Source organism: Glycomyces artemisiae, assembly GCF_003002955.1.
Classification (GTDB): Bacteria; Actinomycetota; Actinomycetes; order Mycobacteriales; family Micromonosporaceae; genus Glycomyces; species Glycomyces artemisiae.
The window spans coordinates 332,117-342,970 of the sequence record NZ_PVTJ01000006.1 but is presented as its reverse complement, the minus strand read 5'-3'; the positions used below and the strand labels follow the sequence as shown (position 1 = coordinate 342,970).

The 10,854-nt window shown below is 73.6% G+C and carries 9 protein-coding genes; 2 read left to right on the top strand and 7 right to left on the bottom strand.

Annotated elements, in window-relative coordinates:
* Window positions 1-5: 5 nt before the first annotated feature.
* Window positions 6-1,508, top strand: a complete 1,503-nt coding sequence (locus B0I28_RS17305; RefSeq protein ID WP_106365078.1) for an ABC transporter substrate-binding protein — start codon at window positions 6-8, stop codon at window positions 1,506-1,508.
* A 2-nt stretch (window positions 1,509-1,510) separates the two neighbouring features.
* Complete coding sequence (locus tag B0I28_RS17300) at window positions 1,511-3,223, top strand: ABC transporter permease subunit (RefSeq protein ID WP_106365077.1); 1,713 nt, start codon at window positions 1,511-1,513, stop codon at window positions 3,221-3,223.
* A 91-nt stretch (window positions 3,224-3,314) separates the two neighbouring features.
* Here the strand turns inward: B0I28_RS17300 and B0I28_RS17295 are convergent, their stop codons facing one another.
* The 7 genes from B0I28_RS17295 to B0I28_RS17260 all read right to left on the bottom strand — a co-directional run bounded on the left by B0I28_RS17295 (window position 3,315) and on the right by B0I28_RS17260 (window position 10,486).
* A complete protein-coding gene (locus B0I28_RS17295) occupies window positions 3,315-3,698 on the bottom strand; it encodes a hypothetical protein (protein WP_106365076.1) in 384 nt (127 codons plus the stop codon).
* Between the two features lie 38 nt (window positions 3,699-3,736).
* Window positions 3,737-4,534: a VOC family protein gene (locus B0I28_RS17290; RefSeq protein WP_106365075.1), complete on the bottom strand. Its 798-nt coding sequence runs from the start codon at window positions 4,532-4,534 to the stop codon at window positions 3,737-3,739.
* Between the two features lie 76 nt (window positions 4,535-4,610).
* Complete coding sequence (locus tag B0I28_RS17285) at window positions 4,611-5,423, bottom strand: VOC family protein (RefSeq protein ID WP_106365074.1); 813 nt, start codon at window positions 5,421-5,423, stop codon at window positions 4,611-4,613.
* A gap of 122 nt (window positions 5,424-5,545) precedes the next feature.
* On the bottom strand, window positions 5,546-5,932 hold the full coding sequence (mscL, locus tag B0I28_RS17280; RefSeq protein ID WP_106365073.1) for a large conductance mechanosensitive channel protein MscL: 387 nt from the start codon (window positions 5,930-5,932) through the stop codon (window positions 5,546-5,548).
* A gap of 312 nt (window positions 5,933-6,244) precedes the next feature.
* Window positions 6,245-6,853: a Uma2 family endonuclease gene (locus B0I28_RS17270; protein ID WP_181245827.1), complete on the bottom strand. Its 609-nt coding sequence runs from the start codon at window positions 6,851-6,853 to the stop codon at window positions 6,245-6,247.
* A gap of 185 nt (window positions 6,854-7,038) precedes the next feature.
* Window positions 7,039-9,438: a carbohydrate-binding protein gene (locus B0I28_RS17265; protein WP_146148141.1), complete on the bottom strand. Its 2,400-nt coding sequence runs from the start codon at window positions 9,436-9,438 to the stop codon at window positions 7,039-7,041.
* Window positions 9,439-9,481: 43 nt separating this feature from the next.
* Window positions 9,482-10,486: a LacI family DNA-binding transcriptional regulator gene (locus B0I28_RS17260; RefSeq protein ID WP_219926819.1), complete on the bottom strand. Its 1,005-nt coding sequence runs from the start codon at window positions 10,484-10,486 to the stop codon at window positions 9,482-9,484.
* Window positions 10,487-10,854 lie beyond the last annotated feature (368 nt).

Here is a 10,854-nt window from a genome sequence, read left to right as displayed (position 1 = left end):
ACTCGATGCCCAGGACCGCCCTCTCCCGGCGCACCCTCCTCGCCGCCTCCGCGCCCCTGGCGCTCGCGGCCGCCGGATGCTTCGCCGCCGACGACGAGGGGAGCGCGCGGCTCGTCCTGGCCAACGCCCTCACCCCCGCCGCCGGGCTCTCCCCGCACTCCGAGGACGCGTTCCTCCTCGCCCGCTGGGCCGTCGCCGAGACCCTCCTGGGCCTCGACGACGACGGCCTGCCCGTGGCGCTCCTCGCCACCGAATGGACCCGGAACCCCGACGGCTCATGGGACCTCGCGCTCCGCGACGGCGTGCGCTTCCACGACGGCACCGCCCTCGACGCCGCCGCGGCCGCCGCCGCGCTGAACGCCGCCGCCACCGCCGCGGCCCCGCCCCGCGTCGTGGACGGCCTCGGCCTCGCCGCCGAAGCCACCGGCGACCTCACCCTGCGCCTCACCACGACCGAACCCGATCCGGTGCTCCCGCAGCGGCTTTCGAGCCCCCAGCTCGCGATCCTCGCCCCCGGCGCCTACTCCGGCGACACCGTCGACCCCGTCGGCTTCGCGACCGGCCCCTACGCCATCACCGAGTCCACGACCACCGGCGTCGAACTGACGCGCCACGACGACTACTGGGGCGAACCCGCCGCCATGGACGGCTACCGCGCCGACTACGTGCCCGACGCCGCCACCCGCGCCGCCGCGCTCCGCTCCGGCGAAGCGCACGTCATCGAAGCGGTCCCCTACGCGCAGATCGCGACCCTCGATGAGGCGAACCTCCAGGACGCCCCCACCGGCCGCACCGTCAGCCTCTACCTGAACACCGGCACCGGCCCGCTCGCCGACCCGGCCCTGCGCGCCGCCGTCGCCGCGGCCGTCGACCCGGGCCCGGTCGTCGACGACATCTACGAAGGCCGCGCCGACGCCCCCGAGGGCCTCTTCGGCCCCGCCCTCGCCTGGGCCGCCGACCACCGCCCCTACACCCTCCCCGAGGCCGCCGCCCCGGACGGCGCGACCCTCGCGCTCGCCACCTACTCCAACCGCGCCGAACTCCCCGAGGCCCTCACCGTCATCGCCGCCCAGCTCGAAGCCGCCGGATTCGCCGTCACCACCGAGGTCCGCGAGTACAACGACATCGAACCCGACATGCTCGCCGGGGTCTTCGACGCGTTCCTCATGTCCCGCTCCGTCGTCCAGGACTCCGGCGACGCCTACACCTACCTCGACTCCGACTTCACCAGCGCCGGCGGCTTCAACACCTCCCAACTCGCCGACCCCGACGTGGACGCCGCCGTGGCCGCCGTCGCCACGGCCGCCGACGGGACCGACGACCCCGCCGAGGCCGCCGCGCTGCGCCAGGCCGCCGTCCTCGACGCCGAAGCCGTCGTCCTCGCGACCGCGGCCGTCGTGCCCGTCGCCCACGAACGGCTCGTCACCGGTGTCGCCCAAGGCGTCACCGACGTCGCCGCCGACCCGCGCGAGCGCCGCATCATCACCGCGGCCACCGCGATCGGCTGACCGTGGCGCTCCTGCGCGGCCTGCTCACCAGGCTCGCGGTCCTCGCGGCCGTCCTCGCCGCCATCGGCCTCCTGCCGTGGCTCGCCGCCCGCGACCCCGCCCTCACCGTCCTGCGCGCCCGCTACCCCGGGCGCGAAGCGACCGAGACCGCGCTCGCGTCCGTGCGCGCCGACCTCGGCCTCGACACCGGGCCGCTCGCGATCCTCCGCGACCGCTTCGCCGGCCTCGCCCGCGGCGACCTCGGCACCTCCTGGGTCTCGGGCGAACCCGTGGCGGCCTCGGTGCTCCCCGCCCTCGGCACCTCCCTCACCGTCATGGCCGCCGCGTTCGCCGTCGTCCTCGCCATCGCCTGCGCCGCAACCCTTCCCGCCCTCGCCCGCGCCGCCGCAGGCCGCCCGGTCCGCGGCGGCGGCATCGCCGTCGCCGGGCTCGCCGCCCTCCCCGAATTCCTCGTCGCCGCCCTCGGCGTCGCCGTCTTCGCCGCCTGGCTCGGCCTCCTCCCCGCGTACGGCTTCACCGGACCCGAGCACCTCGTGCTCCCCGCGCTCGCCATGGGCCTGTCCGGCGGCGGCGTCCTCGCCCGCCTGAGCCGCGACGCCCTCGGCGCCGTGGCCGCCGAGGACTGGGTCCGCCAGTGGCGCGCCGCCGGATACGCCCGCGCCCGCATCGTCCGCGGCCTCGTGCGCCGCGCCCTCCCGCCGCTGCTCCCGCAGCTCGCGATCATCGCCGTCTCCATCACCGGCGCGGCCGTCGCCGTCGAGACCGTCTTCGCCGTCCCCGGCCTCGGCCGCACCGCCCTCGCCGCCGCCGACGCCCAGGACCTCCCCGTCCTCCAGGCCTGCCTGCTCCTGCTCGTGGGCCTCGGCTTCACCGCCGGGCTCCTCGCGCGCCTCGCCGCGAACCGCCTCGCCGGACCCGACGGCACCGCCGCCCCCGCGGCCCCGCCCGCCACCGGCCCGCGTCGCACCGCCCTCGCCTGGATCGCCTGCACCGCAACCCCGCTGCTGGCGGCCGTCGCCTACGGGCTCGCGCGGACCGGGGACATCGCCACCGACGGGCGCCTGGCCGCGCCGTCGGCCGCGCACTGGCTCGGCACCGACGAACTCGGCCGCGACGTCCTCGCCCGCCTCGGCCAAGGGACACTGTGGACGGTAGGTGCGGCAGTCGCCGCATGCGTGCTCTCCTACGGGATCGCGCTGGTCCTCGGCTTCGCGCCGCGCCTGGCGCACCCGCTCGCCGAAGCCTGCAACTCGTTCCCCATCGCCATCGCCGGGATCATCATCGTCGTCATCCTCGGCCGCGGCCAGACCGGCGCGGTCCTCGCGGTCGTCGCCGTCTCCTGGCCCCCGCTCGCCGCCCACGCCGCCTCCCTCACCGCGCAGGCCCGCGCCGCCGGGCACCGCGAAGCCCGCCTCGCCCTCGGCGCCGGGCCCGGGTGGATGCTGCGCCGCCACACCCTCCCGCTCGTCGCCGGGCCCCTCGCCTCCCACGCCGGACTCCGCCTGCCCGGCATGGCACTCGGCATCGCCTCGCTCGGCTTCCTCGGCCTCGGCGCGGGCCCCGACTCGCCCGAATGGGGCGCCAGCCTCGCCCGCTCCCTGCCCTACCTCGAACGCGCGCCCCTCGCCGCCCTCGCCCCCGCAGCGGCCATGATCGCGACGACCCTCGCCGTCACGGCCGCCCTCGCCCTCCCGCGCCGCACGCGCCGCGGCTGAACGCGACACGCCAACGGATTCACGCGGATCGTCGCAGGTTGCTCCGTCGTCGTAGCGGCGCCTCTGCACGACCGGGACGGCCCGCCGCGGGTCAGACGCCGACGCGGTCCCCGCTGGCGCCAAGCGCGATGAGCTGTACCGCGGTCGCCGCGCCCGCGCCGACCGCCCACCACCAGCCCGAATCCGTCAGGACCGACCACGCCACGACCGCCAGCGACGCCGCGAACACCGCGGCCAGCCACGCCGTCCCGGCCCCGCCGAGCCGCGCGGTGATCGGCCGCGCGCGCCGGATCAGCCACGCCCACAGGACGACCGAGCCGACCGCGATCAGTCCGATCCCGGCCAGGTCCAGGGGCCCGGGTCCGTGCATGTCGCTGATCCGCACCACCGGTCCATCCGAATCGGGCAGCGCCACCAGCATCGTGCCGACCGCTACGGCGGCGAACCAGACGGCGAAGATCTTCCAAGGGGTCATCCGCCGAACCTAACCCGCCGCCGCCAGGGCGGATCCGCCTACACCCAGGACCGCGGGGAATGGACCCCCACGACCGTGCCGCTCGGCGTCGCGATGCCCGCGACGCGCAGGCCCGGCACGTCCATCGGCTCGGCCGCGACCGAGCCGCCGAGCTCGGCCGCCTTGGCGCACAAGGCGTCCGCGTCCACGACCGCGACCATGACGCTCCACTGCGGCGGCATCGACTTCTCGAACCCGTCGGCCGCGTGGCAGCCGCCGAACTCCTTCGCGTCCCCGCGCGCGGACAGCGCCGTGTACGGCGTCGGGTTCGCCGGGTCCTCCCACGGCGGCGTCACCGCGTCCCAGGCGAGCAGGTCCACGTAGAACCGCATCGCGTCCGCGGGCGCCCCGTCGTAGTGGTACTCGGCCCACGCGATCGAGTTCACCTCGCCCCACACGCCGAACCCGGTGGTCGGGTCCAGGGCCTCCACGACCCCGAACGACGCGTCGTTCGGGTCCCGCAGCATCGCGAAGCGCAGCATCGAGCCGACGCTCTCGGGCCCGGCGTCGACCGCCGCGCCCAGGCTCCGCGCCTTGTCGACCGCCTCGTCGCAGTCCGCGACCCGGAACTGGAGGTTCCAGGTGCGCGACGGCGACATGCCCGGCGGGCACGGCATGATCCCCATGACCGGGCGCGGCTCGGCGCCCGGCAGGGAGAACGTGGTGTAGTCGCCGTACTCCGGGCCGGCGTTCTCCGACGACCACCCGAACAGGCCCTCGTAGAACGCGGTGTCGCCCGCCAGGTCGGCGGTCAGGGAGTCCGACCAGATCGGGGCTCCGAGCGGGATCGATGGCATCGTGCGCTGCTCCTTCGCAGAGACGTCGTGACCGTCCCACCGTCGCACGGAGGACCGACACGCGAGCGCGATTCGGCTACTCCCGCGGCGACATCACGGTGAAGTACGCCCCCGTGGGCGACGCCAGCACCGCCATCCGCCCGCCCGGATCGTCCACCGGCGCCACCGCGACCGCCCCGCCCAGGTCCACGGCCTTCGCCGCCGTCAGGTCCACCGACGCCGTCCCGAAGCACACCGTCCAGTGCGGCGTCATGTCCAGCTCCGGGCCCAGCGCCATCCGCGCCCCGCCGAACTCCTCGGACCGTGTCAGCGCGTGCCCCTCGCGGGTCCGCAGGCCCACGTACGGCGCGTCGTGCCCCGGCTCCGACCCGTCCGGCGCGTGCAGCGACCAGTTCAGCAGCTCCGCGTAGAACTGCATGGCCTCCACGGGCGCGCCGTCGTACACGTACTCGAACCACACGATCGCGCCCGGCTCGTTCCGGGCCGTGAACCCGACCTTCTCGCTCAACGGCTCGAACAGCCCGAACGCGCCCCCGTCCGGGTCCTTCAGCGCCGCGTACACCAGATCGTCGCCCACCCGGATCGGGTTGCTCGTGATCTGCGCGCCCAGCTTCTCGGCCTCCGCCGCCGCCCGCACGCAGTCCCCGACGTGGAACGCCACGCCCCACGCCGAGCCCTTGGCGCCCGACGCGGCCTCGGCGATCCCGCCCACGGCCCGCGCCTCCGCCACGGTCGATCCCAGGCACAGCTCCGTGTAGTGCCCGAACTGCTCGCCCGAGTCGAACGCGGCCCAGTTGAACAGCCGCATGTAGAAGTCCACGTCCCCCGCCAGGTCCGGGGTCACGGCGTCGGCCCAGATCGGGGCGCCCAGTGGAATCGAGGTCGGCATCGCGTGCCCTCCCGTCGCGGTCGGTGGGGTCCAGCGTCCCAGGCCGGTGCGGCACTGGCAAGGGGCGGCGCCACCGGGGGGTTGCCCGGCGCCGCCGCCCCTGAAACGGGCGGGACGGACGCTCAGCGCTGGCGCTGCTCGGCCAGCAGGTCGCGGATCTCCTGGAGCAGCACGACCTCGGCGGCCTCCAGCTCCTCGGACAGCTCGTTCTTGGGGCCGAACCGCTCCATGAGCCTGTTCATCGGGTACACGACCACGAAGTACACGGCCACCGCGGTCAGGAAGAACACGAGGATGCCGTTGACGAACACCCCGTACGGGAACTCGACGCCGTTGACGGTGAAGCTGCCGCCGACCTCGCCGCCGCCGGTGACGAGCTTGATGAGCGGGTTGAGGAACGCCTCGCCGAACGAGCCGACGAGCGCCGTCATCGCCGCGCCCATGACCACCGCGACGGCCAGTTCGATCACATTGCCGCGCATCAGGAACTCTTTGAAACCTTTGATCATGCCCCGATCCTCGCATCCGTCCCGGCCCCGGCCGCGACCGTGGCCCGCGGTGTCGCTGTGACCGATGCGATATCACCCGTGCGGGAACACGCGGGCGCCCGCGGCGGTTGGACCCGGCATGCGACCGTGCCGCGGCGCACCAGGCCCGCGGCGCACCGAGAGAGGCAGAACAGCCATGGGCGACATCACCATCGGCGGCGACCTGAACGTCGACCGGCTCGGCTACGGCGCCATGCGCCTGTCCGGCGACCCGGGGATCTTCACCCCGCCGAAGGACCGTACCGGATAGCGCGGCTTCATTGAAGACCCGGCTCAGGCCCTTCGAGTCCTCGGTGCGAACAGACTGGTGTCGATCTCGACGTTGAACGGCTCGGGCAACCGCACCGGTTTGCCGAAGTCGAACAAGTCGTAGTGCTGGTACCGGCCCTCTCCGCTCGGTTCGCTGAACACTCGCACAGTCCCATTACGGTCGTGCCTGTCGACCATCATGTAGACGGGGACGAGTCCTGCGGCATAGCTCCAAAGCTTGGTCTCCCGGTCTCTGCTGACCGATGAATCCGAGGTGACCTCCACAGCGAGGAGCAGCTCCGGTGAATCGATGGCGCTTGTTTCCTCGCCATCGGTGAGCACCGCGACCGGCAGTGCCATCAGATCGGGTATCAGTACCTCTCCCGTGGACTCGATCCGTACACCGAGCTCATTCGCCAAGCGCCAGTCGCGCTCGTCGGCGAGGGGCCACAACTGTCGCATGATCTCGGTACAGATCAGGCTGTGCCTGTTGGTCGGGGACGGCGACAAGACGATGTCTCCTCGAATGATCTCCGCGCGGAACCCGGGCGGCACGTCGAGGGTTTCCCACGCCTTCCAGAGCTCGTCCGATCCGGCGGGTTCTGCGTCCGCGAGTGGTTCGGTTGCGGCCATTGCGAGACCTCCCATGTGTGACCTCCATTCCTAGCGTCTCGATTGCTGGTTCGAATCGGGACGGCCGGGTCGTCACCAGTATCTGACAACCCGGCGGCGTTCGCCACCGTCCCGCGAGGGTCCAACGATCGGGAAACCGGAAGGTGACGAGAACTCCTCGAACTGTCGGATACGGGACAGCCATGTCAGGGATTGAGCGGCGCGATGCGGAAGCGCTCGAACTCGGCGGTCGGGCCGTGCTCGTTGCCGAACGCGATCGTGTTGCGCCCCTCCGCGAGGTCGACGATCACCGGGTACGTCCAGAAGTCGTTCCACGTCCACGTGCCGCGCATCGGGTACCGCCCGGCGGGCTTGCCGTTGACGACGAGGTCGCAGTGGCGCGTCACGATGTCGGCCCCGGACTGGCGGCCCTCGGCGCGCTCGCCGTTCGCGTACGACACGAGCAGCGCGTGCGGCCCCGCGGCGGCCTCGAACGCGATCGCCGCGCCCGCGCCGCGCCCGTTCCAGCCGATCACGTGCCCGCGGTGCGCGAAGTCGTTGACGATCAGGCACGACCCGCCCGAGCGGACCGCGTCGGCCGCGTCCACGTCGATCGGCGCGGGCCCCTCCGCGGGCTCGACGTCGAGGCGCGCGGCCGCGGCCCGGAGCCGGTTGATCCCCGCATGCAGGAACACCGGCCGCGTCAGATCCACTGGCACGCACTGGTTCTGCGGCCCCAGGAGCACGCCGCGCGCGGCCCCCGCGAACCGGTGGTACCGGTCCTCGGCGGCGTACACGTCGAACACCGGCTCGTCGCTCCCCGCTTCGTACCGCGCGAACGCCCCGTCGTAGGAGCAGCGCGCCGGGAGCCGCTCCGTCAGGTCGATCTTGTCGAGCGCGACCTCGCCGCGGGCCGTGCCGATCGCCCCCGACTTCGACAGCTCGATCGTGTTCCCGCCCTCGTGCAGCGCCACCGGCACGTGCACGACCGACCGGTGCTGCCAGTTCATCGTCGAGGGGTACTCCACGAACCGCTCCGCGCCGTTGACGGCCAGGACCTGCTGCGCGGGCTGCGGCTCGGTCGCCTCGGCGCCGCGCCCGTACATGTGGGAGTAGAACACCGCGAGGTCGTACAGGCCCTCCGCGGGGACCTCGACCGAGAACGTCACGGCCGAGTCGTTCATGTTCAGGCCGCTCACGTCGTACTCGCCCGATGCGGCGAACCCGTCGCCCTCCCCGGGATGCCCCTGCCGCGCCACCTCGCCGGAGGTGATCCGCGCCTGCTCGGCCTCCCACGTGCCGCGCCACGGCGCTCGCGGCACCGGTCCGGCCTCCCCCGGCACCAGCGTGATCCAGTACGCGGCCATCCGGTCCGCCTGCGGCACATCGATATCGAAGCCGCCCGGTGGTCCCGTGACCCGGCTCAGCGCCACCGGCGGGCCCGCCGCGCCCTCGTACCCGGTCCAGTCGATCCGGTGCACCGTCGCCGTCACCGCCGGCCCCCACGCGTCGGCGTCCAGGCCCCGCACCGCGACCGTGAAGTCCCCGGCGCACCCGCCCGCCAGGACCTGCGCCGTGCACCGCTCCGCGTCCAGGCTCGCGATGCCCTGCAACGTGTCCGGCGTGTCCGGCCGCGGCGGCGTCACGCGCACCGTGGTGCCGGTCATCCCCGAGTACGCCTTGAGCAGCCACCACGCGCCGCTCGGAACGTTCGTCTGCGGGGCCGCGCCCGAGTAGCCGCCCGCGGCGGTCCAGAACGCCATGTCCGCGTGGACCTTCGCGTCCTCGAACAGCGCCGCCCACTGCACCAGCTGCCCCGGCACCGACAGGTCCCGGTTGTTCGCGTACTCGTCGATGTTCACCGGCCGCGGGTCGATCCCGAGCTCGTGCTCCAGGTCCCGGTACTCGGCGTGATGGCTCCTGAAGTCCGCCAGGGACTTCGGCGACAGCTCGTGCCAGGCCGTCCACTCCGGGAGCGTCCCGGTGTCGCGGGCGCGGCGCAGGAAGTGCCGCAGGAACTCCCGGTGGAAGTAGCCCTCGTTCGGGCCCGCCAGCGGCACGCCCGGCGCGACCCGCCGCAGCAGCCGCACCGTCGTGGTCCAGTCCGCCATGAACCGGTCGAACCGGGCCGGGTCGTTCTCCTTGAGCGCGTACCAGATCCAGTCCGGCTCGTTGAACGGCACGAGCACCAGCCGCCCCGCGTTGGCCTCCGTGAGCATCGGCGGCACGACCGCGCACAGCCGCTCGTGGTACACGTCGATCCCGACGTCCTCGTAGGGCCAGGACGCGAACAGGTCCTGGAGGTACACGAACACGACCCCCGCCGTCCCGCGCGGCCTCCCGTTGCGCCGCAGCACCGCCACCGCGCCCGACGCGTCCCCGCCCGGGTGCCGCGCGCCCCCGTCGGGCCCCGCCGCGAGCGTCGTCAGGTCCAGCGCGTCCAGCAGCTCGTCGCCGGGCACGCCGTCCTCGGCCACGCCGTACAGGGACCCGGTGGCGCCGTGCAGGACCGGGCCGGTGGGGGAGGCGAAGTCCGCGGCGAGCACGGCCGCCGGCGCCACAGGGCCGGGCGGCCCCGCCGGCGGATCGGAGGGGACGGGGTTCATCAGCTGGGCCTTTCGGGGTTCGGCGGGTCGCGCCTCCACGAGGTCAGGAGGAGGGCGGCCCCGAGGTCTCGCGGACGATCAGCTCGGGCTCGGGCCAGCCCGGCACGGGCCGCGGGATCGAGCCGTCCACGCGGTGGCGCAGCAGCTCGAACGCGCCGCGGCCGACGCTCTCGAAGTCCTGGTTGACGGTGGTCAGCGCGGGGGTCGTGTACGCCGAGAACGGGGTGTTGTCGAAGCCCACCACCGACAGGTCCCCGGGGACCGAGCGGCCCGCCAGGTGCGCGGCGCGCATCGTCGCCAGCGCCAGGTGGTCGTTGCCGCACAGGATCGCGGTGACCGACGGGTCGGCCACGAGCGGCTGCACCGCCTTGAACGCCTCGGCGATCGTCCACCCCGACGGCACCGGCTCGGGCACCTCCCGCCCGGCCTCGCGCAGGACCCGCGCCCAGCCCTCGGCCCGGTGCGCCTTCCCGCCGCCGAACGTCGCGGTCGAGGTGGGGATCGCCAGGTGGTGGACGGTGGCGTGGCCCAGGTCCAGGAGGTACCTGGTGGCCTCGGCGGCGGCCTTGCCGTCGTCCATGCCGACCAGCCACGGCGAGGCCGCGAGCTCCTCGGCGGTGTACGGTCCGATCGCGACCATCGCGTGCGGCTGCTGGTCGAGCAGGACCTGCTTGGCGCGCATGCCGGGTTCGTCGTGCGCCATGATGATCGTGGGCTCGCCCGCGCGCGGCAGGCGCGCGATGATGTCCGCGTCCGAGTGCGTGTCGGCGGGGTCGAGGACCGAGATCTGCACGCTCCAGTCGAGGGCCCGCGCGGCCTTCTCGATCCCGCGCAGCGCCGCCTCGGGCCCGTAGAGGGAGGTGTCGGCGGTGAGGACGGTGACCGACTCGGCCGCCCCGCCCGCGAGGCTCCGCGCCAGCCGGTTGGGCCGGTAGCCCAGCTCCGCGATGGCCTCCAGGACCTTGTCGCGGGTCGCGGCCGCGACCCTGGGGGAGCCGTTGACGACCCGGGAGACGGTCTGGTGCGAGACGCCGGCCAGCCGCGCCACGTCCCAGATACTGGCTGCCTTCTTCGGTTGCGCCATCGCTGCCGTCGCTTTCCATGTTTCGTTCGCGCGCACGCCTTCCGGGGCGCCCGCGGCACCCCGGTCCCCTACGACGATACGCCGCCCGCTGTGAACGTTCACCTATCTGTCGATCCACAGCCATTAGAGCACAGTTCCGTAACGGAGCGGTCATGCCGAAGTCACGGTTCATTCGGGCCCGTCAATGCGTTCAAATGCCGCATCGACCCCACCCGCGACGCTGGCAACGCCGAAACGGCCCTCTGTGAGGGTGAGTTCACACACTCGAAATCTTTGGCGACAGCTTCTTAACACGCAGGCCCGGGTCGCGTAACACGTCGCAGTGAAGCTGG

Bases quoted from the DNA above. Each gene is read 5' to 3' on its own strand.
- B0I28_RS17305 (WP_106365078.1), top strand. From the start codon at position 6: ATGCCCAGGACCGCCCTCTCCCGGCGCACCCTCCTCGCCGCCTCCGCG.
- B0I28_RS17295 (WP_106365076.1), bottom strand. From the start codon at position 3,698: ATGACCCCTTGGAAGATCTTCGCCGTCTGGTTCGCCGCCGTAGCGGTC.
- B0I28_RS17290 (WP_106365075.1), bottom strand. From the start codon at position 4,534: ATGCCATCGATCCCGCTCGGAGCCCCGATCTGGTCGGACTCCCTGACC.
- B0I28_RS17265 (WP_146148141.1), bottom strand. From the start codon at position 9,438: ATGAACCCCGTCCCCTCCGATCCGCCGGCGGGGCCGCCCGGCCCTGTG.
- mscL (WP_106365073.1), bottom strand. From the start codon at position 5,932: ATGATCAAAGGTTTCAAAGAGTTCCTGATGCGCGGCAATGTGATCGAA.
- B0I28_RS17285 (WP_106365074.1), bottom strand. From the start codon at position 5,423: ATGCCGACCTCGATTCCACTGGGCGCCCCGATCTGGGCCGACGCCGTG.
- B0I28_RS17270 (WP_181245827.1), bottom strand. From the start codon at position 6,853: ATGGCCGCAACCGAACCACTCGCGGACGCAGAACCCGCCGGATCGGAC.